General features: G+C 70.9%; 19 protein-coding genes. 17 read left to right on the top strand and 2 right to left on the bottom strand.

What is annotated here, in order from left to right; genetic code table 11:
- The first annotated feature begins 266 nt into the window (after nt 1–266).
- The 15 genes from ACSHWB_RS10460 to ACSHWB_RS10390 all read left to right on the top strand — a co-directional run bounded on the left by ACSHWB_RS10460 (nt 267) and on the right by ACSHWB_RS10390 (nt 21,476).
- Nucleotides 267–2,960 (top strand): BTAD domain-containing putative transcriptional regulator, encoded by a 2,694-nt coding sequence (locus tag ACSHWB_RS10460; RefSeq protein WP_439661880.1) that lies wholly within the window; start codon nt 267–269, stop codon nt 2,958–2,960.
- 249 nt (nt 2,961–3,209) lie between these two features.
- Nucleotides 3,210–5,876: a BTAD domain-containing putative transcriptional regulator gene (locus ACSHWB_RS10455; protein WP_439661879.1), complete on the top strand. Its 2,667-nt coding sequence runs from the start codon at nt 3,210–3,212 to the stop codon at nt 5,874–5,876.
- A 277-nt stretch (nt 5,877–6,153) separates the two neighbouring features.
- The gene (locus ACSHWB_RS10450; protein WP_439661878.1) at nt 6,154–8,817 is read left to right on the top strand and encodes a BTAD domain-containing putative transcriptional regulator; all 2,664 of its coding nucleotides are present in this window, start codon (nt 6,154–6,156) and stop codon (nt 8,815–8,817) included.
- Nucleotides 8,814–11,648, top strand: a complete 2,835-nt coding sequence (locus tag ACSHWB_RS10445) for a BTAD domain-containing putative transcriptional regulator (protein WP_439661877.1) — start codon at nt 8,814–8,816, stop codon at nt 11,646–11,648. Before ACSHWB_RS10450 ends, ACSHWB_RS10445 begins: the two co-directional genes overlap by 4 nt.
- An 87-nt stretch (nt 11,649–11,735) precedes the next feature.
- On the top strand, nt 11,736–13,538 hold the full coding sequence (locus ACSHWB_RS10440; RefSeq protein ID WP_439661876.1) for a type VII secretion-associated protein: 1,803 nt from the start codon (nt 11,736–11,738) through the stop codon (nt 13,536–13,538).
- A 25-nt stretch (nt 13,539–13,563) separates the two neighbouring features.
- Nucleotides 13,564–13,950, top strand: a complete 387-nt coding sequence (locus ACSHWB_RS10435; RefSeq protein ID WP_439661875.1) for a hypothetical protein — start codon at nt 13,564–13,566, stop codon at nt 13,948–13,950.
- A gap of 148 nt (nt 13,951–14,098) precedes the next feature.
- Entirely contained in the window at nt 14,099–14,407 is a 309-nt protein-coding gene (locus ACSHWB_RS10430) for a WXG100 family type VII secretion target (protein ID WP_439661874.1), read from the top strand.
- 74 nt (nt 14,408–14,481) lie between these two features.
- Nucleotides 14,482–14,763: a WXG100 family type VII secretion target gene (locus ACSHWB_RS10425; RefSeq protein ID WP_439661873.1), complete on the top strand. Its 282-nt coding sequence runs from the start codon at nt 14,482–14,484 to the stop codon at nt 14,761–14,763.
- A gap of 257 nt (nt 14,764–15,020) precedes the next feature.
- Nucleotides 15,021–15,464: a 50S ribosomal protein L13 gene (gene rplM / locus ACSHWB_RS10420; RefSeq protein WP_189160352.1), complete on the top strand. Its 444-nt coding sequence runs from the start codon at nt 15,021–15,023 to the stop codon at nt 15,462–15,464.
- Between the two features lie 26 nt (nt 15,465–15,490).
- Nucleotides 15,491–16,081, top strand: a complete 591-nt coding sequence (gene rpsI, locus ACSHWB_RS10415) for a 30S ribosomal protein S9 (RefSeq protein ID WP_439661872.1) — start codon at nt 15,491–15,493, stop codon at nt 16,079–16,081.
- A 202-nt stretch (nt 16,082–16,283) separates the two neighbouring features.
- Complete coding sequence (gene glmM, locus ACSHWB_RS10410) at nt 16,284–17,618, top strand: phosphoglucosamine mutase (protein ID WP_439661871.1); 1,335 nt, start codon at nt 16,284–16,286, stop codon at nt 17,616–17,618.
- A 19-nt stretch (nt 17,619–17,637) separates the two neighbouring features.
- Nucleotides 17,638–17,898 (top strand): hypothetical protein, encoded by a 261-nt coding sequence (locus ACSHWB_RS10405; protein WP_439661870.1) that lies wholly within the window; start codon nt 17,638–17,640, stop codon nt 17,896–17,898.
- Between the two features lie 201 nt (nt 17,899–18,099).
- The gene (locus tag ACSHWB_RS10400; RefSeq protein ID WP_439661869.1) at nt 18,100–18,363 is read left to right on the top strand and encodes a hypothetical protein; all 264 of its coding nucleotides are present in this window, start codon (nt 18,100–18,102) and stop codon (nt 18,361–18,363) included.
- 6 nt (nt 18,364–18,369) lie between these two features.
- The gene (locus tag ACSHWB_RS10395; RefSeq protein WP_439661868.1) at nt 18,370–21,060 is read left to right on the top strand and encodes a hypothetical protein; all 2,691 of its coding nucleotides are present in this window, start codon (nt 18,370–18,372) and stop codon (nt 21,058–21,060) included.
- Entirely contained in the window at nt 21,051–21,476 is a 426-nt protein-coding gene (locus ACSHWB_RS10390) for a hypothetical protein (protein WP_439661867.1), read from the top strand. The genes ACSHWB_RS10395 and ACSHWB_RS10390 overlap by 10 nt, the downstream gene beginning before the upstream one ends.
- 80 nt (nt 21,477–21,556) lie before the next feature.
- On the opposite strand, the gene ACSHWB_RS10385 is transcribed toward ACSHWB_RS10390, so the two are convergent.
- The gene (locus ACSHWB_RS10385) at nt 21,557–22,384 is read right to left on the bottom strand and encodes a dienelactone hydrolase family protein (RefSeq protein ID WP_439661866.1); all 828 of its coding nucleotides are present in this window, start codon (nt 22,382–22,384) and stop codon (nt 21,557–21,559) included.
- Between the two features lie 134 nt (nt 22,385–22,518).
- Between ACSHWB_RS10385 and glmS the strand changes: the two genes are divergently transcribed.
- Both glmS and ACSHWB_RS10375 read left to right on the top strand, forming a co-directional pair.
- A complete protein-coding gene (glmS, locus tag ACSHWB_RS10380; protein WP_439661865.1) occupies nt 22,519–24,378 on the top strand; it encodes a glutamine--fructose-6-phosphate transaminase (isomerizing) in 1,860 nt (619 codons plus the stop codon).
- Nucleotides 24,379–25,755 carry an NAD(P)H-hydrate dehydratase gene (locus ACSHWB_RS10375; protein ID WP_439661864.1) on the top strand — a complete coding sequence of 459 codons (1,377 nt, stop codon included), beginning with the start codon at nt 24,379–24,381 and terminating at the stop codon, nt 25,753–25,755.
- 2 nt (nt 25,756–25,757) lie between these two features.
- Here ACSHWB_RS10375 and ACSHWB_RS10370 read toward each other — a convergent pair whose 3' ends face one another.
- The gene (locus ACSHWB_RS10370; protein WP_439661863.1) at nt 25,758–26,381 is read right to left on the bottom strand and encodes a maleylpyruvate isomerase N-terminal domain-containing protein; all 624 of its coding nucleotides are present in this window, start codon (nt 26,379–26,381) and stop codon (nt 25,758–25,760) included.
- Nucleotides 26,382–26,405 lie beyond the last annotated feature (24 nt).

Genomic DNA, 26,405 nt, shown 5'->3' with positions numbered 1-26,405 from the left:
AAAAGGCCCGCAGCCGAAGCCGCGGGCCTTAACCGAACAGCAGGGGACTGTCCGGTTCCCCCATGACCGGGGTTCCGTCCTGACCGCACCACTGGGGAGGGGCTGTCCGGACGGAACATCGGCGATCGTGACGTCCCCCCAGGAACTTCAACGTCACTCTCGTCGTTCCGGCTGATGCTCACTCTGCCCGGCTGCGCTCACACTTCGGTCACACCGAGTCCACGCCCCTACACTCGGCGCTCGGCCACCGGGCGGAGAGGGGCGACGTGCGAGTCGAGTACCGCGTGCTGGGGCCGCTCGAGGTGCTGCTCGACGGCGTGCCGGTCGCCGTCCCCGCCGGTCGCTGCCGGGTCCTGCTCGCCACACTCCTGTTGCACGCCAACAAGTCCGTGCCGGTCGCGGAGATCGTCGAACGGCTGTGGGACGGGACGCCGCCCACCTCGGACCGTGCGGGCAAGACGCTGCACATGGTCGTGACCAGGCTGCGGCAGGCGCTCGGCGAGGCGAGCTGCGTGCGGACGCGTGCGGGCGGCTACGTGGCCGTGGTCGAGCCGGAACAGCTCGACCTGTTCCGGTTCCGCGCCCACCTGAACGCCGGTGAGCACACCGAGGCGACGGCGTTGTGGCGTGGCCCGGTGCTGGCGAACGTCACGTCGGAGTCGTTGCACCGAGATCTCGTGCCGGCGCTGGCGGAGGAACGGCTGGGCGCGCTGGAGAAGCGGATCGACGCCGACCTGGAGCTGGGCGTCGCTGCGGAGCTGGTGCCGGAGCTGCGGGCGCTCACCCGGCAGCACCCGTTGCGCGAGGTGTTCTGGGCCCAGCTGATGCTCGCGTTGCACCGCAGCGGTCAGCAGGCGGACGCGCTCGCGGCCTACCAGGAGGTCTCGGCGGTCCTCGGTGAGCAGCTCGGTGTCATGCCCGGCGCTCGCCTGCGGGAGGCGCAGCAGCAGGTGCTGGCGGGAGGACTGCCTGCGGCGCCACCACACCACCACGTTCCCCGGCAGCTGCCGACCGCGTTGCCGCACTTCGTGGGCCGTGAGCTGGAACTCGACCGGCTCGATGCCGTGCACGCGTCCGGGCAGCTGGTGATCAACGGCAGCGGAGGCATCGGCAAGACCTCGCTCGCGGTCCAGTGGGCGCACCGGATCGCCGGCCGGTTCCCGGACGGGCAGCTCTACAGCGACCTGCGCGGGTTCGACCCGACGGGCGCCCCGGTGAACCCGGTCAGCACGGCCCGCGACTTCCTGCTGGCCCTCGGCGTGCCCGTGGCCGAGATCCCGTCCGGTACCGAGGCGATGCTGGAGTGCTATCGCTCGCTGCTGGCCCGGCGGCGGGTGCTGGTGCTGCTCGACAACGTCCGCGACGTCGCCCAGGTGCGGCCGCTGCTGCCGGGCGGGTCGCGGAGCCTGGCCGTGATCACCTCTCGCAACCGTTTGCGCGGTCTGGTCACGCAGGACCGCGCGTTCCAGCTCGACGTGCTCGGGCCGCAGGAGTCGATGGTGCTCTTCGCGGGCAGGGTCGGCACGCAACGGGTCGCGGCGGAGCACGTCGCGGCCGCCAGGCTCGTCGAGCTGTGCGCCGGTCTGCCGCTGGCGCTCGCCGTGGTGGCGGCACGGGCCACGCTCGACCAGCACCCGCTCGGCATGCTCGTGGAGGAGCTCGAACACGCCGCGCTCGACGCACTGGACACCGACGATCCGCTCACGAGCGTGCGGGCGGTGTTCTCGTGGACCTTCGGGTGGCTGAGCGACGAGGCAGCGCGGTTGTTCGTGTTGCTGGGCCTGCACCCCGGCCCGGACGTGACCGAGCCCGCCGCGACCAGCCTGATGGCGCACGCGTCGGCGGAGGCGCTGGACGAACTGGTCCGCTACAGCCTGATCAACAGCCAGAACGGCCGCTACCGGTTGCACGACCTGATGCGTGCGTACGCGGCGGAGGAGGCGGCCCATCGGCTGTCCGCCGCCGAACGGACGGCCGCCCAACAGCGGTTCTTCGACCACCTCATGCACTCCGCGCTGGCCGCCACCCTGAAGTCGGACCCGTTGCGCCAGCCCATCACCACACCGGACCCGGCACCCGGCGCCGTCGTGCTCGCGTTCGGCGTGAGCACCGACGCCGACCGCTGGTACGCCGGCGAACGAGCGGTCTTCGGTCCCGCGGTCGAGGCGGCGGGCGAGGAGGGCTTCGACGGGCACGTGTGGCGCACGGTGTGGGCGATCCGGCACTTCCTGCTGGCCACCGGACGGGCCCGCGAGGGCGAACGCCTGCAGCGGCTGGCCGTGGCGGCGGCAGTGCGGGCGGGAGACCTCGAAGGCGAGTGCAGGGCCCGCCGCGGCCTGGTGTCGTGCCTGATCCCCGCGCAGGAGTTCGACGAGGCCGAGCACCAGCTCCGCGAGGCGGTGGCGCTGGACGAACGGCTGGGCGACCTCGTCGGGCTGTCGAACGACCTGCGCGGCCTCGCCTACCTGCTGGCCAGGCAGGGCAGGTACGTGCACGCGCTCGACCCGTTGCGGCGGGCACTCGACGTGGCGAGGCGCAGCGGCGACCGGATCGAGCTGGCGAGCGTCGCGGCGTCGCTGGCGTTCGTGCACCACGAGCTCGGCGACCACCTCGAAGCGGCGGCGCGCGCCGAGCAGGCCCGTGACATGTACCTGGAACTGGTGCCGGACGAGCGGGACACCGTGGTGGCCTCGAACCGCGACACCCTCGGCAGCATCTACCGGGCGCTGGGCCGCTACGAGGAGGCGGAGGCGAACTACCTCAGGTCGGTCGAGCTGCAGGCGACGTTGTCGTACCGCCACCACCAGGCGGACACGCTCGTGCGGCTGGCCGACATGAAACGGGAGCTGGGCGAGCTGGACACGGCCCGCGACTACTACCTCGCGGCGCTGGACGTCTACGACGACCTGGGCCACGACCAGGCGGACGACGTGCGCGAGCTGCTGTCCTCGCTGGGGTGAGCGACCGGTCCCCGCGCGATGAAGAGGGAGGTTGTCGCGGGGGAACCGGCCGTTCGTAGATTCCCGCGGCGTGCTCACACTCCGCTCACGGGTGGGTGGAGCCGCCGGGAAAGTGATCAGCGGTGCTGGTGGCCCCCCAGGAAACTTTGCCACCAGCACCGCTGAGGAGCACTCTGCCCTGCGCCGCTCACACTTTGCTCACACACCGATCACACAGCGTCTAAACTGGTCACGGACCTGGGGGGACCATTGCGAGCCGAGTACCGCGTGCTGGGGCCGTTGGAGGTGCTGCTCGACGGCGAACCGGTGCCGCTTCCAGGTGGCCGGTGTCATGTGCTGCTGGCGACGTTGTTGTTGCGGCCCAACCGGTTGGTTCCCGTCGACGAGCTGGTCGACCACGTGTGGGACGGCGAACCGCCGACGGCCGGCCGTGCGCACAAGTCCCTGCAGATGGTGGTGCGGCGGCTGCGAGTAGCTCTGGGCGACGCCGACTGCGTGCGCACCCTGCCCGGCGGTTACCAGGCGGCTCTCGATCCTGATCAGCTCGACCTGCTGCGGTTCCGCGCGCTGGCGAGCTCGGGCGATCTCGGGGTGGCCTCTGCGTTGTGGCGTGGACCGGCGCTGGTCAACGTGCGGTCCGATCGCCTGCATCGCGACGACGTGCCCTTGCTGGTGAACGAACGGCTCTCCGTGCTCGAGCGGAGGCTGGAGGCCGACCTCGACCGAGGGCTCGCGGGTGAGCTGGTGGCCGAGCTGCGCTCGCTCGTCGCCGAGCACCCGTTGCGGGAGACGTTCTGGCGTCACCTGATGCTGGCGTTGTACCGGTCGGGACGCCAGAGCGAGGCGCTCAAGGCATACCACGAGGTCAGAGCCGTCCTGGTAGACGAACTGGGCGTCGATCCAGGCCCGGAACTGAGGGAGCTGCACGAACAGATCCTTCGCGCGGACGTGCCGGTGGGCGGTCGAGGGGTGGTGCCCCGGCAGCTGCCGGGGGTGGTGCGCAGCTTCGTCGGGCGCGACGCGGAGCTCGACCTGCTCGACGAACCGGGCGGGCTCACGGTCGTGCACGGAGTCGGCGGTATCGGCAAGACCGCGATGACGCTGAAGTGGGCGCGGGCGGCGCGAGACCGTTTCCCGGATGGCGACCTGTACCTGAACCTGCGGGGGTTCGATCCGGACGCTGCTCCCGTCGAGCCGGCCGCGGCGGCGGAGATCCTGCTCATCGGCCTGGGCCTGGAGGAGATTCCGGCGAATCCGGAGGCGCGGTTCGCGTCGCTGCGCACGATCCTGCACGACCGGCGGCTCCTGCTCGTGCTGGACAACGCCGCGTCCAGCCGCCAGGTCGTGCCGCTGCTGCCGGGTGCGGCCGGGGTGCGCGTGGTGGTCACCAGTCGCAACCAGCTCCGCGCACTCGTTTCACGGCACGACGCGACCACGATCGAGTTGCGGCAGCTGGACTTTCCCGCGGCACGGTTGCTGCTCGCCGCGGTGCTGGGCGGAGGGCGCCTCGACGCGGAGCCGGACGCGGCACGAGACGTCGTCGAGCTGTGCGGTGGGCTTCCGCTGGCGTTGCGCGTCGTCGCCGAGCGGGTGGCCCGGTTCCCGGACACGTCGTTGCGGGAATTCGCCGCGGAGCTGGAGAACACGCGGCTGGACGCGCTGAGCGACTTCGACGACGTGGACGTCCGTGCCGTGTTCAGCTGGTCCTACCAGGCGCTCGACCCCGAGTCGGCCAGAGCCTTCCGGTTGTTGTCGGTCCACTTCGGACCGGACTTCGACGTGAGCGCCGCCGCGGTCCTGGCTGAGGTGCCGATCGCCCAGGCGCGGCGGCTGCTGGAACGACTGGTGGCCGACCACCTCGTGCAGTCCCGTTCACCCGGCCGTTACGACCTGCACGACCTGTTGCGCGCCTACTCGGCCGAGCTGTGCGGCGACGACGAGAAGTCTGCGTTGCGGCTGGCGGAGTGGTACGTCCACACCCTGGTGAACGCCGCGGACGCGGTGCAGGGCACGAAGCACATGGTGCAGGCCGGTGAGATCACGTCAGGCGTGGTGCCGCGAGGGTTCTCGTCGTCGTCCGAGGCGTTGTCCTGGATCCGCGACGAGTGGCGCAACCTCAAGGCGCTCGTGCCGGCGGCGATCGCGCACGGCTGGACCCGGCTGGCCCTGCTCGTACCGGCGTACCTCTCCCGCTACCTCAACATCGACACGGGACGCCGTCCGGAAGCCGTCGAGCTGCACGAGCAGGTGCTGACCTTCGGCACGGACCGGGAACAGGCGATGCTGCAGATCAAGCTGGCCTCGCTGTACTGCCACTGCGCACGGTTCGACGAAGCCCTGGGCGCCTACGAGTTCGCGCTGCGGTACGCGCGCGAGTCCGGCGATCGGCGTGCGGAGGGCGTGGCGCTGCTCAACGTGGTGGGCGCCTACGAACGCCTGGGTGATCTGGAGAACGCTCTGGCGACCAGCAGGGAAGGGGCCGCTGTGATCAGCGAGCTCGGCGAGCCCTACCTGGAGTGCACCTCGCGTGCGAACGTCAGCCTGATCCTCAACGAACTCGGGCGGTACGAGGAGGCGCTGCCGGAGATCACCGCGGCCATCGCGATCGCAGCGGACATGGGTGAGGAGTACGTGCACTCACGGATCCACACGATGTACGGCCATTCCCTCGCCGGGGTCGGCCGGCTCGACGAGGCGGAGCGGGCGCTGGGGATTGCACTCGAAGGAGCAGTCAGGTTCGGCGATCGAGAGAACGAGGGCGACGCGCTGCGCCACCTCGGTGGCGTCCTGGTGAGGCTGGAACGGCGAGATGAGGCGGTGACCGCCTGGCGGCGTGCCGCGGAGTTGTGGCGCGATCTCCGCGACGACCGGCTCGGCGAACTGGTCGCACAACTGGCAGAACTGGAGGAGGGATGACGGCCGAGTGCCGGGCGAGGTGAAAACGAATCTTTCGCCACAGGGCAACGCGGTGCGGATGGAGGGCGTGATCATCGCGACGGACGGGCGGGTGACGTCACCGCGCGGCAGGTCTGCGTGGAACAGCCGGGGCGCCGCCGCGGGGGTGTCCCGCGACGGCGCCGGACCACAGCGGCCCCCCAGGCGAATTCCTGTCGCTGTCGTCCTCGGCTGGTGACGAGTCTGCCGGCCACCGCTCACACTCCGGTCACATCAGAGATCCACTGTGGACGAGCAGGTGAAGGAGCCCATGAACGTCGAGTACCGCGTCCTCGGGCCGGTGGAGGTGCTGTGCGACGGAGTGCCGGTCGGGGTGCCCGCCGGGCGCGGTCGTGTGTTGCTGGCGACGTTGTTGTTGCGGCCCAACCGGTTCGTGTCCGTGGACGAGTTGGTCGAACGGCTGTGGGACGGCTCCCCGCCCACGATCGACCGCGCCCACAGGACGTTGCACATGGTCGTGCGGCGGCTGCGGATGGCGTTGGGGGAGGCCAACTGCGTGCGCACGGCCACCGGTGGCTACCTGGCGGAGGTCGATCCCGAGCGGCTCGACCTGACTCGGTTCCGGCGGTTCGCCGCCGAGGGTGAGTTCGGTGCGGCGCTGGCGCACTGGCGCGGCGAGGTGGCGTCCAACGTCGACTCCCCGCACCTGCACCGCGAGGACGTGCCGCCGCTCGTCGAGGAACGGCTCGTGGTGCACGGCAGGCGGATCGAGGCCGACCTGGCGCGCGGGCGCGGTGCCGGGCTCGTGGCGGAGCTGCGCGAGCTGACCGGTGAGCACCCGTTGCGCGAGGGGTTCTGGGCGCAGCTCGTGCAGGCGTTGCACCAGGCGGGCCGGCCGGAGGAGGCGCTCGCCGCGTACGAGCAGATCCGCGACCACCTCGATGCCGAGCTGGGAGTCGAGCCCGGCCAGCCGTTGCGCGACCTGCACGCACGGCTGCTCGATCGTGCCGCGGGCGCTCCGCGGCAACTGCCTGCGGCGGTCGCGCACTTCGCCGGCAGGGACGCCGAGCTGGCCAGGCTGACCGAGGCCACGACGGACGGCGCGGCGGTGGTGATCACCGCGGTCGACGGCACCGCGGGGATCGGCAAGTCGGCGCTGGCGGTGCGGTGGGCGCACACGGTCGTGGACCGGTTCCCCGACGGGCAGCTCTACGTGGACCTGCGCGGTTTCGACCCGGCCGCGGCACCCGCCGACCCGGCCGAGGTGCTGGCCGCGTTCCTCGGCGCGTTCGGGGTGTCCGGCGGCAGGGTTCCCGTGGACCTGCCCGAACGGGCCGCGCTCTACCGCAGCGTCGTCGCCGACCGCCGGGTGCTGGTGCTGCTCGACAACGCCCGCGACGTCGAACAGGTCCGCCCGCTGCTGCCCGCCGGTCGCGGCTGCCTGGTCGTGATCACCAGCCGTAACCGGTTCACCGGGCTTGTCGTCCGCGAGGGCGCGGTGCCGGTGACGCTCGGCCTGCTCGGAGACGAGGACGCCGTCGCGCTGCTCACAGCCCGCCTCGGTGCCGCACGGGTCGCCGCCGAACCGGACGCCGTCGCGGACCTGGTCGCGTTCTGCGGTGGCCTGCCGCTGGCCCTCGCCGTCGCCGCCTCCACAGCGGCGGACGACCCCGGCCTGACCCTGCGCTCGCTCGTCGATGAGTTCGCGGACGGGCCGGTCTTCGAGGCGGTCCTCGCCGCGTCCCGCAGCCGCCTGGACGACGGCACGGCGCGGCTCTTCCGGTTGCTGGGCCTGACGAAGGGCCCGGACATCTCGCTGGAAGCGGCCACCGCGCTCGACGGCCGCCATCGCGCCGAGGTGCGCAGGTCGTTGCAAACGCTGACGCGCGCGCAGTTGCTCGGCGAACGCACGCCGGGCCGGTACTCCTTTCACGACCTGCTGCGCGCGTACACGTGCTCGTTGCAGGAGACCGATCCTGCGGTCGTGCGGCGGCTGCTGGAGTTCTACCTGCACTCGGTGGACAGCGCCGACCGGCTGCTGCGGCGCAGCCGGATCGACCTGACGTTGCTCCCGCTCTCCGCCGGCGTGCTGCCGGTGCTGTTCGAGGACTCGGCGGTGGCCGCCGCCTGGTGCGAGGCCGAGCACGAGAACCTCCAGGCCGCCGTCCGGCTCGCCGGCGAGCACGGCCTGCACCAGCACGCCTGGCAGCTCGCGACCGTCATGGCCGGCTACCTCTCGCTGCGCCACCGCCCGTCGGAGCGGATCGCGCTGTACCGGGTCGCACTCACGGCCGCCCGTGCGAGCGGGGACAGGTACGCCGAGGGCGTCACCCTGCACTCGCTCGGCAACGCGCTCTCCACGCTGGGCGACTTCGCCGGCGCCGCCGGCTGTTACGCCGAGGCGCTGCGGGTGCGCGAGGAGATCGGTCACCTGCACGGCATCGCCGTCACCCTCGACCAGTGGGCCATCAACCACGCGATGAGCGGCGACCTGGAGTCGGCGAAGGCCCTGCACGAACGCGCCCTCGTGCGGCTCAGGGAGCAGGGCTCGCCGTTCGGCCTGGCCGTCGCGCTGAACAACTACTCGATGACGTTGGTGAGCCTCGAGGAGTTCGACGCCGCACTCGCCGCGAACGACGAAGCCCGCGCGGTCGTGGCGGAGGCGGGGATGACCGGCCTCGTGGCCTCCACTTTGGACACTCGCGGCAGGTTGCACCTGGAACGGGGCCACCTCGCCGAGGCCGTCGCGACGTTCCAGCGGGTGCTCGCCCTGCCCGGCGACCAGCTGTCCGACGCCCTCAGGGCCGTCGTGGTGGAGAACCTCGCCGACGCGCACACCCGAGCCGGCCGGACAGAGGACGCCGTGGCCGCGTTGAAGGAGGCTTTGCTGTTGCGGGAGGAACTGGGCGACGAGAAGGTGGCGGCGGGGCTCCGGCTCCGAATCGCCGGGTTGCGGGGGTGAACGTGCACGTCGAGTTCCGGGTGCTCGGTCCGCTCGAGGTGCTGGCCGACGGCGAACCGATCTCCGTCCCCGCCGGTCGAGGCCGCGTTCTGCTGGCGACGTTGTTGTTGCGCCCCAACCGGTTCGTGTCCGTCGACGAGCTGGTCGACCGGCTGTGGGACGGTGAGCCGCCGACCGCCGACCGTGCGCACAAGACGTTGCAGACGACGGTGCTGCGGTTGCGGCAGGCCCTGGGCGCGGCCAACCGGGTGCGCACCACCGCCGGTGGTTACCTGGTGGAGGTGGAGCCGCAGGAGCTCGACCTGCTGCGGTTCCGCGAGTTCGTGCGCGCCGGCGACTTCGCCTCGGCGACCGAGCTGTGGCGCGGGCGGGCGCTGGCGAACGTGGCCTCGGACGCGTTGCACCGCGAGGAGGTGCCGCGGCTCGAGGACGAGCACCTCAGCGCGCTGGAGCGCCGGATCGACGCCGACCTGGACCGCGGCCAGGCGGGCCGGCTGGTCGCCGAGCTGAGCGCGTTGATCGGGCAGCACCCGTTGCGGGAACGGTTCTGGGCGCAGCGGATGACGGCGCTGGCCCGGTCCGGACGGCAGGCGGAGGCGCTCGCGAGCTACCGCGAGCTCACCGCGCTGCTGGCCGACGAGCTGGGCGTGGATCCGTCACCGGAACTGAGCCGGCTGCACCTCGCGCTGCTCAACGGCGAGACGGACACGCCAGAGCACAAGGAGATCTGCCAGCTGCCGCCCGACACCGCCGACTTCGTGGGCAGGGCGGAGATGTTCCACCAGGTCGAGGAGAGGCTCGACGCCCCTGGTGTCGCGGTGGTCGTGCTGACCGGTGCCCCCGGTGTGGGCAAGAGCGCGTTCACGATCAAGGCCGCGCATCGGCTGCGGCGGCGGTTCCCCGACGGTCAGCTCTTCGTCCGCCTCAACGGTGCCGGCGGGACTCCCCGCGACCCGGCCGAGGTGCTCGCCGAGCTGCTCGTCGCCCTGGGCGTGCACACGTCCGCCATGCCGGACGGCGTGCAGGCGCGCAGTGCGACGTTCCGCGCCCAGCTCGCTGACCGCTCGATGCTGGTGGTGCTGGACGACGCGGCCGGAGCCGAGCAGGTCAGGCCGCTGCTGCCGGGAACGGCGGGATGCGCGGTGCTGATCAGCAGCAGGCAGCAGCTCGTGCAGGTCGAGGGCTCGCGAAACCTGCGGCTCCCGCCGCTGGCCCCCGAGGACGGCGTGGCGTTGCTGTCGAACATCCTCGGCGCTCGGCGGGCCGCCACCGACCAGTCCGCGGTGAGTGAGATCGCCGGTGCGTGCGGCGGTCTGCCGCTCGCGCTGAGGGTCGCCGGGGCGCGCCTGGCCGCCCGTGAGTCGCTGCCGCTGCGGTCGCTGGCCCGCCGGCTGGCCGACGAACGTCACCGCCTCGACGAGCTCACCATGGGCGACCTGGAGGTGCGCGCGACGTTCGGACCGAGCTACGAGGCACTGCCGGCCGACGCCGCGACGGCGTTCCGCAGGCTCGGTCTGCTCGGTGCCACGGACGTGGCGTCGTGGACGGTCGGCGTGCTGGCGGGCGGTGACGGCGAACGGCTCGTCGAACGGCTGGTGGAGGCCAACCTGCTGGACGAGGTCGGCCTGGACGTGACGGGGGAGCCCCGGTACCGCCTGCACGACCTGCTCGCGGTGTACGCGGCCGAGCTGGTGCGCGAGGAGGACGACGAGGTGGTCGCGGCGGCCATGCGCGACTACGTCGGCCTGCTGCTGACGCTCGTGGATCTGGCGGTGGATTACTGGACCGTGGCTGACGAGCTGCCGTTGCAGCCTTTCGTCGCGTCCACCGCGCTCGACCGCTCCGAGATGGAGCGGCTCGCCGTCGGAGAGACGTTCCTGTTGGCGGAGAAGGTCAACATCGACCGCGCGATCACGTTCTGCCTGCGGGAGAACTGGGTCCAGGAGGCGGCCCGCCTCGTCGACCGCGCGTTCCGCTACCTCGACATCGCCTACTCCCACGACCGCGTCGTCCAGGTGCGCGAGCTCGTCCGGGAGGCTGCGTTCGCCGAGGGCGACGAACTGGTCGCGTGGCGATCACAGCTGGACCTGGTGACCCAGAGGATCACTCGCGGTGTCACCGAGGAAATTCTCGCCGAGTACACGCGCTGTGCCGAAGCGTTCGAGGCGATGGGGGCTCACGCAGAGCTCGCGACCGTGCTGGGCGCGTTGACCTTCTTCACGATGGTGCACACCGGACAGCCACAGGTCGAGCTCGCCGAACGCGCGGTGGTCGCGGCACGAGCGAGCGGGGTGCAGGGCCTGTACGCGAACAACCTGCGTGAGCTGGGCACCGTGCTCTCCTCCGCGGGCGACTACGCGGAGTCCGTGCGGGTGTTGGAGGAGGCGCTGGAGATCGGCCTGGACGGGAAGCGGCCTGGCGATGTCGCGTTGGTGCTCAGCAGGATGACGGCGGGCGCGCTGGTCCACGGTGACCTGGAACGGGCGAGCGCGTGGTGCCGCCAGGCGCTGGACGTCATCACCGAGTTCGGCGACATTCGTGGCGTCGGCTACTGCACGGTTCAGCTGTCCCAGGTCGACCTCGCACTCGGTGACGCGGGTTCCGCGCTGGCCAGTGCGGAGAAGGCGCTGTCGATCTTCGAAGGGCTCGGCGAACGGCGCGGGACCGCGCGTGCGCTGCCCGCGGTCGCCGAGGCGAACCTCGCGCTCGGCCTGACGGCCAAGGTGATCGAGGTGGCCACCGCCGCCCTGGAGGACCAGGCCGTCACGGGTGACGCCGACGCGGAGGAACGGCTGCGGGCCGCGCTGGAGCAGGCCCGGCGCCGAGCCTGAGGTGAACTCGTGGTGGCGACCTTCGTCATCCGTGTCGTCCACGTCAGTCGCATCGGGTAAGCATGTGCGCGGAAGAGGGGAAGGTGCATGAGCCTGCACGTCGCGGTCGACTTCGGCACGTCGAGCACCTGCGTGGCGATCTCCGCGCACGGGCGGGAGCCGCAGGTCGTCGTGTTCGACGGCCAGCCGCTGGTGCCGTCCGCCGTGTTCGCCGCCGCCGACGGCACGTTGTTCGTCGGTCAGGAGGCCGAACGCCAGGCGGCGGTCGACCCCGCGCGCTACGAGCCGCACCCGAAGCGCCGCGTCGACGAAGGGGAGTTGCTGCTCGGCAGCACCGTGCTGCCCGTTGTGGACGTTGTGCGCGCGGTGCTGGCACGGGCCGTGGGCGAGGCACGGCGCGTTGGTGGCGGGGCTCCTGTCGACCTTCTCGTGCTCACCCACCCCGCGGACTGGGGCACGGTCCGCACGCGCGTTCTTCTTCAAGCAGCACGCGGGCTCGGCCGCGAACTGGTGCTGGTGCCCGAACCCGTCGCCGCCGCCGTCTTCCACTCCGCGAGCCACTCCATTCCCGACGGTGCCGCGCTCGCCGTGCTCGACCTCGGCGGCGGCACCGTCGACGCCAGCGTGGTGGCGCGTGCGGGCAAGAGCTTCCGGGTGCTGTCCGCCAAGGGAGATCCGAGCTTCGGCGGCGCGGATGTCGACCAGGCGTTGCTGGAGCACGTCGGAAGCCTGGTCTCGGCCAAGGACCCCGAGGCGTGGCGGCAGCTCGTCGAGGGCAGGGAGATGGCCGACCGGCGCAAGCGGCGGGTGCTGCGGCAGGACGTGCGCGGGGCCAAGGAGACGTTGTCCCGGCACGCCTACACCGACGTGCCGATGCCGCCGCCGTTCCCCGACGCGCACGTCACGCGGTCGGACCTGGAACAGCTGATCACCGCGCCGCTGAGCAGGGCGGCCGCGCTGGCCGCCGCCGCCGTCCGCGACGCCGGCCTGCAGCCCCACCAGCTGGCCGGGGTGTTCCTGGTCGGCGGGTCGAGCCGGATCCCGCTCGTCGCGCGCATGGTGCACGAGCAGATCCGCGTGGTGCCGACGAGCATCGACCAGCCGGAGACGGTGGTGGCCCGCGGCGCGCTGCGGGCCGTCAGCCTCGATCCGGAACGGACCGGCGGCGTCGCGCAGCAGAAGGGCCCGTCGGGTGAGGTCACTCACAACCTCCGGGTCGGCGACGAGACCACCCGCAAGATCACCCGCCGGATCACGCCCCCGCCGTCCGGGCACTTCCCCGCCGCGTTCCCTCAGGCCTCGGCTCCGCCTCCGCGCAAGAAGAGCAAAACGCCGCTGTTCGTCGCGATCGGTGTCGTGGTGGTGCTCGCGGCGGCCGGCGTGGGCGGCTACTTCTGGTTCAAGGCCAAGGACGCGCCGCAGCAGCCGAACCCGCCGGTCGACCGGATCGCCGTCTACGACTACAGCTTCGCGCTGCCGGACGGCTGGGAGCAGACAGGTGGCGCTCCCGTTGACCGGCAGGTGCTTTTGCAACCGATTGAGCGCGTGAATTCCGATAGCAAACAACCGGAAGCGCGCATTGCTGTGCAGGAGCAAACTCTTAAGTACAACAGTGACTCAGATCGCCCTCGTGCGTTGAGCGAGTTGAAGAGCACCTATGAGCAACGCAAGGAGAAAGGCGACAAGGTCGCCGACTTCTCCGACACCACCACATTCGCGGGGAAGTCTGTTGTTCACTATCGCGAAGTGGTCGAAGCGACCGAGGTCGAGTGGTACATCCAGTTCGCCGGGAAGGCTCAGGTGAGCGTGGGCTGCCAGGCGACGGAGGGCGCGAAGGCCCAGGTCCGCGCCGCGTGCGAGCAGATCGTCCGCACGCTGGTCATCAAGTAGTTCAGCAACGTCAGGGGAGTCGCCGATGTCCGCCACCGAGGTCCTCGCCCGGTTCCGCGCCGAGGTCGGAGCAGCGGTCACCCGCGCCCGCCGCGCGTCGGGTGAGATCGGTGAACGCAACGCCAAGCTGCGGGAACGCACGCGTGACCTCGCCGCGCAGGCGCGCGAGCGCAAGGTCGAGCCCGGGGCCCGGGCCACCTCGGCCGACGTCAGGGAGGCCGCCACGGGGTTCCGCGCCGACCGCGGGCTGGCAGTCGAACAGGTGCCGGAGGCCGCCGAGCTCACCGCGCCCGTTCCAGTTGAGACGGAACGGGTGACTCTCGGTTCTGTCGCCGTCGCCGGTCCGAGTGGCCAGCTTCCCCGTGTGAGTGACGATGACGAGGACTTTTCGCAGTCGCGAATCCTCTACTGACTCCTGGTTTCACCCGTGGCCGTTTACTAGCGCAACTACTTCCAAAGAAGTCGCGACAGAACGGAACCGACGTGGCAGGGTCCTCGTCGGAAGAGGCGTACGAACCAAGAAGTACGCAACCTGAAGTTCTCTGAAGGGGGATCTCCCAATGGCATTGACCGTTACTGCAGCCGAGCTCGACGCCCTGGCCAAGCGGATCATCGCGGTCGACGAGTCGACGCAGGGCACCCTTCGCCAGGTGGCCGCCGCTGTCGACCAGGTCGGCGCCTCCTGGAAGGGTGACTCGGCCGTCGCCTTCAGGACGCTGATGGAGCGCTACAACGAGGACGCCCGCAAGGTGTCCCAGGCGCTCAACACGATCGCCGAGTCGATCGCGAGCTCCGCGGACGTCTACGCCCGCCAGGAAGAGGACAACAAGTCCTCCATCTCCGGCATCGGCGCGCGCCTCGGCAGCTGATCTGCCGCACCGCTGACGTTCTCGCAGTTCCGCAAGACTTTCTGAACTTTCTCGACATTCAAGGGGAGATGAAAATGGTTCTTCAGGTCACGTTCGCCGAGATCGCGCAGGCGTCCAGCACGATCAGCAGCTCGGCCACGCAGGTCGACAGCCAGCTGGACGAGCTCCGCGCCGAGGTCGTCAAGACCCTCCAGGGCTACGAGGGTGCAGCCGCCGAGGCCTACCAGGCCGCGCAGAAGCAGTGGGACGACGCCGCCGCCGACCTGCAGAAGGTGCTCGCCGCCATCGGTACCGCCGTCGGCCAGGCCGGCGAGGCCTACGAGGCCGCTGAGAAGGCGAACACGGGCCGCTGGTAACCCAGCCCGGTCTCAGCTAGACCTTCGCGAGCCCCGGAACCACGTGGTCCGGGGCTCGCGTACGTCCATCCCGAGGTGCCTTCGGAGGGGCCGTTTTGGTCCCGGAGCCACCCATCCGGTATCTTCTGACGTTGTTGTGCGGTAGCTGGCACCCCTATGTGCCGCGCCTGTCTCGGAACCACCGCTTGGTTCGTCCAAGATCGGTCTGGGGCAACCGCCGCAGTGACCCCAGACGCAAGTGACGACGAGGTAGATCCGTGCGCACGTACAGCCCGAAGCCCGGTGAGGTGACCCGCACCTGGCACGTGATCGACGCCCAGGACGTGGTGCTCGGCCGGCTCGCCACCCAGGCCGCGACGCTGCTGCGCGGCAAGCACAAGCCGACTTATGCGCCTCACGTTGACACTGGTGACTTCGTTGTCATCATCAACGCTGACAAGGTCGCTCTGACCGGCGCGAAGCGCGACCAGGCGTTCCAGTACCGCCACTCCGGCTTCCCCGGCGGTCTGCGCAAGCAGTCCTTCGGCGAGGTCCTGGACACCCGTCCGGACCGCCTGGTGGAGAAGGCGATCAAGGGCATGCTGCCCAAGAACCGCCTGGGCCGTCAGATCGCGAACAAGCTCAAGGTCTACGCAGGCCCGAGCCACCCGCACGAGGCGCAGCAGCCGCAGGCCTTCGAGATCAAGAAGATCGCCCAGTGAGCGACGAGTACACCGAGGAAGTTCCTGTGACCACCCCTGAGAACGAGACCCCTGAGGTCGAGACCCCCGAGGTCGAGGCCGAGGTTGTCGAGGCCGAGGTCGTCGACGCTCCTGAGGCCGATGAGGCACCCGAGGCCGACCAGGCCGAGGTCGTCGCCGAGGCTGACGCCGACGAGGCCGAGGTCGAGGAGACCTCCGCGCCGGTGGTCGCGCCCTCGCTGAACGGCGCCGCGCACCTCGCGCAGACCGTCGGCCGCCGCAAGGAGGCCGTCGTCCGCGTCCGCCTCGTGCCCGGCACCGGCAAGTTCACGCTGAACGGCAAGACCCTCGAGACCTACTTCCCGAACAAGGTGCACCAGCAGCTCATCAAGGAGCCGCTCGTCACCACGGAGAAGCCCGAGACGTTCGACGTGATCGCCAACCTGCACGGTGGCGGCATCACCGGCCAGGCCGGTGCGCTGCGTCTCGCCATCGCGCGTGCGCTGATCGCCGTCGACTCCGAGGACCGCCCGGTCCTCAAGAAGGCCGGCTTCCTCACTCGTGACCCGCGGGTCAAGGAGCGCAAGAAGTACGGTCTGAAGAAGGCCCGCAAGGCGCCTCAGTACTCCAAGCGCTGACGGGTTCGTCGCTGGGTGCGCTGTGTCTGCTTCGTCAGACCACTGCTCCAACCCGGTGACTGCGGGGACACCCCGCACCCCGAGTGCGCACCAGCTGTACCTGCGGGAGCAGCAGTTCACTTCGAACTGCTGCTCCCGCAGTGTTTTCCGGGTTTCTCCGGGTCAGTCCCCGCCGCCTCGCAGTGTCCAGTTCGGAGGTTCCATGGCCCGCCTGTTCGGCACCGACGGAGTACGCGGTCTCGCCAACGCCGATCTCACCCCCGAGCTCGCGATGTCCGTTGCCGCCGCGGCGGCACGGGTGCTCGCCGAGCACGACCGCACCCACCGCCCCGTCGCCGTCGTCGGCCGCGATCCCAGGGCGAGCAGCGAGATGCTCGACGCCGCCGTCACCGCGGGCCTCACCTCGGCCGGTGCGGACGTGCTGCGCGTCGGCGCCCTGCCCACACCCGCCGTCGCGTACCTGGTCGCCGCGCTCGGCGCCGACATCGGCGTGATGATCTCCGCCTCGCACAACGCGATGCCGGACAACGGGATCAAGCTCTTCGCCGCCGGTGGCCACAAGCTGCCCGACGCGGTCGAGGACGAGATCGAGCAGCACATGGGCACCGGTTTCGACCGGCCGACCGGTGCCGCGATCGGCCGGGTGCGTGACGTTCCCGACGCCGAGACCCAGTACGTCGAGCACCTGCTCAAGGTCACACCGCACCGCCTCGACGGCCTCAAGGTCGTGGTGGACTGCGCGAACGGTGCCGCGTCGGTGGCCGCACCGGACGCGTACCGCCGCGCGGGGGCCGAGGTGATCGCGATCAACGCGAACCCGGACGGCCTGAACATCAACGCCGGCTGTGGTTCCACCCACATCGAGGTCGTCGCCGCGGCCGTCCGCGAGCACGGTGCCGACCTCGGCATCGCGCACGACGGTGACGCCGACCGCTGCCTCGCCGTGGACGCCGAGGGCAACCCGGTCGACGGCGACCAGATCCTCGCGGTCCTCGCGCTCGCCATGCGCGACGCGGGTGAGCTGTTCGAGGACACGCTCGTCGCCACGGTGATGAGCAACCTCGGCCTGCACATCGCCATGCGCGAGTCCAAGATCCAGCTGCGCACCACCGCGGTCGGGGACCGCTACGTGCTGCAGGACCTCAAGGCCGGCGGGTACTCGCTCGGCGGTGAGCAGTCGGGCCACGTCGTGCTGCCCGCGCACGCCACCACCGGCGACGGTCTGCTGACCGCGCTGCGTCTGATGGCCCGCATGGCCGAGACCGGCAAGTCGCTCGCCGACCTCGCGTCCGTCATGCGCCGCCTGCCGCAGGTCCTGATCAACGTGAAGGTCACCGACAAGGCCGCCGTCGCCAAGGCCGCCACGGTCAGCGAGGCCGTCGCCGCCGTCGAGGCCGAGCTCGGCGACACCGGCCGCGTGCTGCTGCGCCCGTCCGGCACCGAGCAGCTCGTGCGGGTGATGGTCGAGGCCACGAGCCACGAACAGGCCCAGTCCGCCGCGCAGCGCCTCGCGAGTGTGGTTTCCTCGGTGCACTGAGGACGGTTGGGGGCTGGGGATGACCATGCTGATGTTGCTCGTACTCCTGGTGCTGCTGGGAGGTGTGACCGCGGTCGTCGTCGCCGTCGTCGCGACGACGAAGCGCAAACCCGTCGCCCAGCCCCCGTTCCCTCCTGGTCACGGCTACCCGCAGCAGCCGTACCCGCAGCAGCCTCTCCCGCCGCAGGGATTTCCCCAGCAGCAGCCGTACCCGTCTCCCGGGTACCCGCCGCAGCAGCCTCCGCCCGGCCAGCGGCCGCCCGCGCCCGGTGGCCGGTGACCCGCCACCACCCGATCAAGTGGTGATCATCGGCGTCTTGCGCCGAATGGCTGTTTACTAAGGCAACCGACATCGTGGAGCTCCGGTCACCGAGTGATCCGAGCTGGCACTGTATGGCGGAACCCGATGAGGCCGAATTGCGTCAGATCGGGGACAAGGGGAGGCGAGCGAATGTCTGGGTTCGGCGTACAGTCCGGCGATTTGACCAAGACGGCGGGGACGTACGAGGCAGAGGGATCAGCACTGGTCCAGATGAAGCCCTCGATCGTGCCGGGTGTGGGGGCCGGGCAGGTCGGCCGCAAGTTCCAGGCCGTAGCCGCCACCTACAAGACGCACTTCGACAAGTTCGGCACGAGCCTGGAGAAGTTCGGCAAAGAGGCGACCGGCATCGCCACGCGCCTGAAGGACGTCGCCAAGACGTACGAGTCGAACGAGGCGCAGACCTCGAGCCAGTTCAAGGGGTAACGAGTCGTGGCGGATCAGACCGAGATCAAGAAGCTCCTCGACGACCCGAACGTCACGCCGGAGACCAAGAAGCAGCTCGTGCGCGCCCTCGCCGGCGCCGGCGCTCCCCAGGAAGAGGTCGAGCGCTACGGCAAGGCGAACGGCGTCGAGGTCCCGGACGACCCGAGTGTGGGTGACCACATCGTCGGCACCGTCCTGGCGCCGTTGACGCTGGGCATCAGCGAGGCCAACAACATCCGCAAGGAAGGCCAGCACGCCGCCTTCACCATGGAGGGCGAGGACGCGGACGACCTCGTCAAGAAGGCGGGCGAGGAACGCGAGCTCGGCTCCACCCAGAAGGTCCTGAACGAGCAGGGTGACGTCCCGAACAGCAACACGCTGCTCGACGCGGGCGCCCCCGGCCTCAGGTTCTTCGAGAAGTTCATCCCCGTCTACACCAAGGCCGCGCAGGCCTGCGGTCACCAGGGTGCCGCCCCGAACCTCCAGGGCGACATCTACCGCAAGTACGACGAGGTCCGCGACATCGACTTCGCGAAGTTCCGCGAGGACGCGCACAAGATCACCGAGAACGTGAAGAAGGCGGAGGCGCACGACAACGCGCTGGGTTCCGCCTGGAACGGTCTCGGTTCGTGGGAGGGCCCCGCGGCGCAGGCCGCGCGCGGCTACCACGACAAGTTCGCGTCGACCTCGAAGCAGTTCGTGCAGACGTCGGGCACGGCCCCCGGTGCGATCACCGGCGGCGTGACCAACATGCAGAAGCACGTCAAGGAGTTCGCGCAGCAGATCCACGACCAGTACTCGGAGAAGTGCGGCGGTCTCACGGTCGAGGAGGCCGAGACCGCGATCCGCCACGCGAACGGCGACCTCTACGAGAACGACGGCGGCGTCCTCGACTGGCTCGTCGGCGTGCCCGGCCCGATCTTCGGCGCCGTGACCGGTGCGATCTGCGGCGGTCCGCTCGGCATGCTCGCCGGCCTGGGCTGGGGCAGCTGGATCTCGAGCACCCGCGACAACATCATCAACGACGCCAAGGCGAAGCTGAAGGCGCTCTGCGAGGAGTTCGACAACAAGAAGAAGGCCTTCGACGGCTACTGCCAGGCCGTGCAGACCGGTGTCCAGGGCGACTACGACGCGATGTTCAAGGGCCTCGAGGCCGCGTTCGGCAACGACCCGTTCCAGCAGGTCGGCGACCCGCCCCCGTTCGCGGAGCAGGGCGGTGACCGCAAGCCCGTCAACAACGGCGGCGGTGGCGGTGGCAGCCCGAACGGCGGCGGTGGTGGCGGCAGCCCCAGCGGTGGCGGCGGCGGTGGCACGCCGGAGATCCCGAAGCCGGAGAACCCGCTCGACAAGGACGGCGACGGCAAGCCGGACGTTCCCGGTGACACCGACGGCGATGGCAAGCCAGACGACCTCGACGGCGACGGCAAGCCGGACCAGCCCAAGCCGGAGGAGGAGCTCGAGACCGTCACGGTCACGGCGGGCGACAACACGATCAAGGTCACGGAGCCCGACTCGAACGGGCACGTGAAGATGACGATCGACACGCCGAAGGGCGAGCCGAAGACCTACGACCTGGACTTCAGCAAGAACCCCGAGGCCGCGAAGGCCCTGATGGGGCAGAACGGCACGCAGGCCATCACCGCCATGGCCAACACGCTCACCGGCTCGAACCCGACGGCGGGCGCAGCGGCCCCCGGCGCGACCGGTGGCACGCCGGCACCCGGCGGCGGCGCGGCCCCGACGGCAGGCCCGCTCGGCTCGGAGTCGAACCCGATCCCCGTCGAGGTGGGCGAGGACGGCAAGATCCACATCGAGCAGGACGGCGTCAACTTCACCGCCGAGGTCAACACCGAGACCGGCGAGATCAACCTGACCGCGGACAACGGCGACGGCACGCCCGACAAGATCGGCGTGGGCTTCGGCGAGGACGAGAACCCCGCCGCGCAGACCCCTGGTTCCGAGTCCGGTCCCGGTGGTGGCGGCGCCGACGGCGGCAGGCTCGAGGACGGCCTGCGCACGCCGGAGGCGGACTTCCCGCAGCCGGCGGAGGACGTCATCAGGACGCTGCCGGCCGAGGCTGACTTCCAGACGATGCCGGCACCCGCCGGTGAGCAGGTCTGGAGCCCGCCGGGCGAGTCCGCGCCGAACGTGGCCGAGCGCTTCCAGGACTCGATGGCGCGCAGCTACATCGAGGACAACGGCATCATGCCGAGCCTCGGCGAGCCCAGGATCTCCGCGGAGGGCAGCCCGCAGTTCGCCCAGGCCTCGGACAGCACGTCGACCTCCGGCGTCTCGTTCACCGGCGGCGCGGGCGGCGGCAGCGAGTCCGTGCTCGGCGGCTCGAACGCCGACAGCGCGTGGAGCAGCCCGAACTCGAGCGACAGCAACGGCGGTTCGTTCAACACGAACCCGTCCGAGGCCGGCCAGCCGGGTTCCGCGAACCTGCCGTCCCTGCAGGACGCCCAGGGTCAGGCACCGAGCGGTGCGACCTCCGGCGGCATGATGGGTGGCGGCGGCATGATGGGCGGTGGCGCCGGAGCCGGTGCCGGTGGTCAGCAGGGCGGCGACTCCGAGCGCGGGGCCAGCCAGTGGCGCACGACGGGCACGTTGTTCGACGATGACAACAACAACCCGCTGAGCGCCATGCAGACCACGCTGGGCGACGACCGAGGAGAGGCCGCCAACCCATGGCGATGATCGGGGAAGTGGACCCGCGCGTCCAGGCGCTGTTCGACGACAACCTCGCCAGGACGCGCCGCGCCACCGCCGAGGTCTCGGCCGAGCTCAAGGCGGGCCAGGACAAGGTGGCCGCGGACATCGAGGCGCGCGAGGAGAAGCACAAGCGCGACCTCGCCGCCGCACAGGCGAGCGCCGAGAACCTCGGCAAGCAGGGCGAGCCGCCGCGCAAGCCGCAGTGGGAACGTCCCGACCGCGGGACGGGCGAGATGGCGTTCGGCCCGGAGGACGACGACGGCGGCTACGCACCGCAGGCGTCCGCTCCACCGCCCCCGCCCGTGCAGCCGGTCGCGCCACCACCTCCGCCCACCCGCCCGCGCCGCCCGGCGCCGGTGGACGACGATGACGACCTGAGCGGCCAGACCTGGCTCAGCTGACCCGGACCTCCCCCCGCTTACAGACCGCACGCGGGGACCTTTCGTACTGCAAGTGAGTACGAAAGGTCCCCGCGTGCGGTCTAGCGCTGAGGCAGGGCCTCTCGTTGGAAGATCAGGTTCGCGGTCTTGAGGTCGCTGTCGAGCAGGTCGTCGTAGGTCCGGTCCCCGGTCAGCACCCGCAACAGGAACGCCGTCACGAACGCACGGCCGAGCTTCTGCGAGCCACGCTCACCGTGGCCGTCCAGCATGAGCTCGCTCCAGTGCCTGCCCTCGGTGAACCCGAGGTGCGAGGCCTTGGGCAGCAACCGCAGCTGCACGGGCCCGCCCCACGCCTGGGCGATCGCCTCGGCGTGCCCGACCGGCGGTGCGATGCGGTCCTCGCCTGCCGCGAGGTGCAGTCCGGGCGCGCGGACGTCCCGCGCCGCGTCCAGCGCGGAGGGCCGCGTCTCCGTTGCGGCCAAAGTCACAACGGCCCGGATCCGGTCCGACCCGGACGCCGCCAGCACGGCAGCGCCGCCCCCCATCGAGTGCCCGGCGAGTGCCAGGCGTGAGGGGTCGACGCTGATCTCCCCGGTGCCGAGCCGCACGCCGGTGGAGAGGTCCAAAGTGGTCAGCAGGTTCGCCGCCAGCACCCGTGACGACAGCAGCGGGCCGCGCTCCACGGCCGGTGCCGCGGCGACCACGCCCCACGACGCCAGGTGCCGCAAAAGGCCGTGATAGCGGCGTACGGGCTGCATCCAGCCGTGTCCGAACGCGACGGCGGGCAGACCCAGGCCGGACTGGGGCGTGAAGATCACGCCCGGCAGGCCGACGAGCGCGAGGTCGCCGCGCAGCACGGGATGCGGGCCGGGCCTGCTGAGCTGCTCAAGGGCCTGTTTCGCGGTCAGCGTGATCACGCGGCGAGCCATGTGGTGAACCGTAGTCGATCCTGTCGCGCACACCACATCCGAGATTGGTCTACACCACATGGCGGTGTGACCTGCGCAAACACAGGCCCCTCACTCATTAGGGTTAGTGGCGTGGTCTAGCTAGTCTGTTTTCCGTGTGCGGAATCGTGGGATACGTGGGTCACCAGTCGGCGCTCGACGTCGTGCTGGACGGGCTGAGGCGCCTCGAGTACCGGGGTTACGACTCGGCGGGTGTCGCGGTCGTGACGGGCGATGACCTCGCCGTCGAACGCAAGGCCGGACGGCTGCAGAACCTGGAGACGAGGCTCGACGAGGTGGGCCGCGACAACTTCGTGGGCACCGTCGGCATGGGCCACACGCGGTGGGCGACGCACGGCGCGCCGGTCGACAAGAACTCGCACCCGCACCGCGACGCCACCAGCCGCGTCGCCGTGGTGCACAACGGCATCATCGAGAACTTCCTCGCGCTGCGCGCCGAGCTCGAAGGCCTCGGCGTCGAGATGGCGTCCGACACGGACACCGAGACGGTCGCGCACCTCGTGGCGTTCGCCTACGCGGACGGCGACACGAAGGGTGACCTGCCTGCCAGCGTGCGCAAGGTCGCGCGCAGGCTCGAGGGCGCGTTCACGCTCGTGATCACGCACGCCGACGAGCCCGACCAGGTCGTCGCCGCGCGCCGCAACTCGCCGCTGGTCGTCGGTGTCGGCGAGAACGAGTACTTCGTCGCGAGCGACGTGGCCGCGTTCATCGCGCACACCAAGGAAGCCGTCGAGCTGGGCCAGGACCAGATGGTCGTGCTGACCCGCGACGGTTACGAGGTCACCGACTTCGACGGCGAGGTCGCCGAGGCCAAGCCGTTCACGGTCAACTGGGACCTCAGCGCCGCCGAGAAGGGCGGCCACGAGTACTTCATGCTCAAGGAGATCGAGGAGCAGCCGGAGGCGCTGGCGAACACGCTGCGCGGCCACTTCGCGAACGGCCGGATCGTCCTCGACGAGCAGCGTCTGTCCGACCAGGACCTGCGTGACGTCGACAAGGTCTTCGTCATCGCCTGCGGCTCCGCCTACCACTCGGGTCTCGTCGCGAAGTACGCGATCGAGCACTGGACCCGCCTGCCCGTCGAGGTCGAGCTGGCCTCCGAGTTCCGCTACCGCGACCCGGTGCTCGACCGCGACACGCTCGTCGTCGCCGTGTCGCAGTCCGGCGAGACCGCGGACACGCTGGAGGCCGTGCGCCACGCCCGTGCGCAGAAGGCCCGCGTTCTGGCCGTGTGCAACACGAACGGCGCGCAGATCCCGCGCGAGTCCGACGCCGTGCTCTACACACACGCCGGCCCGGAGATCGGTGTCGCGTCGACGAAGGCGTTCCTCGCCCAGATCGCCGCGAACTACCTGGTGGGCCTGGCCCTGGCGCAGGCGCGCGGCACCAAGTACCCGGACGAGGTCGCCCGCGAGTTCCACGAGCTGGAGGCCATGCCCGACGCCGTGCAGCGCGTGCTCGGCACGGCCGACCAGGTCCGTGCACTGGGCCGTGAGCTGGCCGACTCGAAGGCGGTGTTGTTCCTCGGCCGTCACGTCGGCTACCCGGTGGCCCTGGAGGGCGCGCTCAAGCTCAAGGAGCTCGCCTACATGCACGCCGAGGGCTTCGCGGCGGGTGAGCTCAAGCACGGCCCGATCGCGTTGATCGAGGAGAACCTCCCGGTCGTCGTGGTCATGCCGTCGCCGAAGGGCCGTGCCGTCCTGCACTCGAAGCTGGTGTCGAACATCAGCGAGATCCAGGCCCGCGGCGCCCGCACGATCGTGATCGCGGAGGAGGGCGACGAGACGGTGCGCCCGTTCGCCGACCACCTGATCGAGATCCCGGCCGTTCCGACGCTGCTGCAGCCGCTCATCTCGACGGTGCCGCTGCAGATCCTCGCGGCCGAGATCGCGTCCGCCCGCGGCTACGACGTGGACAAGCCTCGCAACCTGGCGAAGTCCGTTACCGTCGAGTGAGTGAGAGGCGTCTGGCACACCGAACGCGTCAAGTCCGCTGAAGAGGAGCTCATGGCGGTCGTCCCGCCGGGCTCGTTGATGCGCAAGGCCGCGTTCGGTGTGGCCACCCACGCCCTCAGGCTTCTTTCCGGACGTCGCCGCGTCACATTGCTCGTGGGTGCGGGCAACAACGGCGGCGACGCCCTGTGGGCCGGCTACTTCCTGCGCCGGCGCGGGGTCGCGGTGTCCGCGGTGCTGCTCAACCCTGCCAAGGCCCACGCCGAAGGTCTTCGGGCCTTCCGCAGGGCAGGCGGCCGGATCGTCGACGAGGTCGGCTCTCCAGACCTCGTCATCGACGGCATCGTCGGCCTGTCCGCGCGCGGCCCGTTGCGCCCTGCCGCCGCCGCGCTGGTCTCCTCGGTCTCCGCACCGATCCTGGCCGTGGACCTGCCGTCCGGCATCGACCCGGACACCGGTGAGATCTCCGGGCCCCACGTACAAGCGCACACCACCGTCACGTTCGGCTGCTTGAAGCCGGTGCACGCGCTGGCAGACTGCGGCGAGGTGCACCTGGTCGACATCGGCCTGCGCCCGGTGGATCCCGACTTCGTGCTGCTGGACCGGGCGGACGTCGTCTGGCCGGTGCCGGGCCCGTCCGACGACAAGTACACCCAGGGCGTCACGGGGGTGGCGGCCGGCAGCGCGACTTATCCAGGCGCCGCAGTGCTTTCCACCGGTGCCGCGGTGCTGGCGACGTCCGGCATGGTCCGCTACGCCGGTCCGGCCGCCGACGCGATCCGCGCCCGCTGGCCGGAGACGATCTGCACCGGTTCGATCACCGACGCCGGCCGCGTCCAGGCCTGGGTCGTCGGCCCCGGCATGGGCACGGGCACCTCGTCCGCCGAGGTGCTGCGGTTCGTGCTGGACGCCGGTGTCCCGGTGATCGCCGACGCGGACGCCATCACGCTGCTCGCCTCGACCCCGTCGCTCTGGGACGCCCGTGATCCCGACGCGGCCCTCGTGCTGACCCCGCACGACCGCGAGTTCGCCCGCCTGGCCGGTCCCGTCGGCACGGATCGTGTTGCGGCAGCGAGGAAAGCCGCCCAGCGCTTCAACGCCGTGGTGCTGCTCAAGGGCCATCGAACGGTCGTGGCGGCGCCGGACGGACGGGCCCTGGTCAACTCGGCGACGTCGTCGTGGCCCGCGACGGCGGGATCGGGCGACGTGCTGTCCGGAATCATCGGCGCGCTGCTCGCGAGCGGGATGGACCCGTTCCTGGCGGCGGGTCGCGGCGCCTACCTGCACGTGCTGGCCGCCGAGTTGGGTGCCGACGGCGCACCGCTGCCCGCGTCCGGGTTGATGGCGGCGATCCCGGACGCGATCCGCGCGATCCGCTGACCTCAGATCACCGAGAACCCGGCCGCGAGCTCCCGTCTGCCGGTCAGCGCCAGCAGGACGGACTGACCGTCGCCGGTCACCGCGGCGATCCGGGCGGCCAGTGCGGCCGACTCGGCGAGCGCGTCGACGGGCGGATCGAACGGCAGGTCCGCCGCGGCCGCGATGTCCATGCCGTGCACGACCAGTTCGAACGTCCTGGTGGGCAGCCACCGGGACAGCCGCATGCCACCGGCCGCCGTGGTGACCAGCGCCTCCGGGTCGGTCGAGGAGACGGCGGCGACGGCCTGGTCGACGAGCCGCCGGACCGCGTCGGCGGGGTGGTCGCCCAGGGCCGCACCCCGTTCGCGGGCGTCCGTGGAGGACAGGGCGACAACGGCCTGGTAGACGGCGGGATCGACGGTCTTCGCCAGGGCGTAGTAGCCCTCCGGCGTGGTGATGTCCTCGGTGGTGGCCTGCCGGTCGAGCGCCTCGACGACGTTGGCCAGTCCTGCCGAGACGGTGTGGCCGATCAGGTCGCGCACCGTCCACTCGCCGAGGCCCTGCTCGGCGAGGCGGCCGGCGGGCAGCGCGCCGACCAGGTCGGCGAAGGTGCGTGCGGTTGCGGCGAACGTGCTCTGTGCGGCCATGCCGTCAGCCTGACAAGGCTTGTA

The organism is Lentzea sp. HUAS TT2, assembly GCF_051853195.1.
GTDB lineage: Bacteria > Actinomycetota > Actinomycetes > Mycobacteriales > Pseudonocardiaceae > Lentzea.
Note: the sequence above shows the minus strand (reverse complement) of the source record. Positions and strands in the feature narration are given on the sequence as shown.

Coding starts and splice junctions, on each gene's coding strand:
- ACSHWB_RS10440 (WP_439661876.1), top strand. CDS start 11,736: ATGAGCCTGCACGTCGCGGTCGACTTCGGCACGTCGAGCACCTGCGTG.
- ACSHWB_RS10435 (WP_439661875.1), top strand. CDS start 13,564: ATGTCCGCCACCGAGGTCCTCGCCCGGTTCCGCGCCGAGGTCGGAGCA.
- ACSHWB_RS10430 (WP_439661874.1), top strand. CDS start 14,099: ATGGCATTGACCGTTACTGCAGCCGAGCTCGACGCCCTGGCCAAGCGG.
- ACSHWB_RS10425 (WP_439661873.1), top strand. CDS start 14,482: ATGGTTCTTCAGGTCACGTTCGCCGAGATCGCGCAGGCGTCCAGCACG.
- glmM (WP_439661871.1), top strand. CDS start 16,284: ATGGCCCGCCTGTTCGGCACCGACGGAGTACGCGGTCTCGCCAACGCC.
- ACSHWB_RS10405 (WP_439661870.1), top strand. CDS start 17,638: ATGACCATGCTGATGTTGCTCGTACTCCTGGTGCTGCTGGGAGGTGTG.
- ACSHWB_RS10390 (WP_439661867.1), top strand. CDS start 21,051: ATGGCGATGATCGGGGAAGTGGACCCGCGCGTCCAGGCGCTGTTCGAC.
- ACSHWB_RS10385 (WP_439661866.1), bottom strand. CDS start 22,384: ATGGCTCGCCGCGTGATCACGCTGACCGCGAAACAGGCCCTTGAGCAG.
- ACSHWB_RS10370 (WP_439661863.1), bottom strand. CDS start 26,381: ATGGCCGCACAGAGCACGTTCGCCGCAACCGCACGCACCTTCGCCGAC.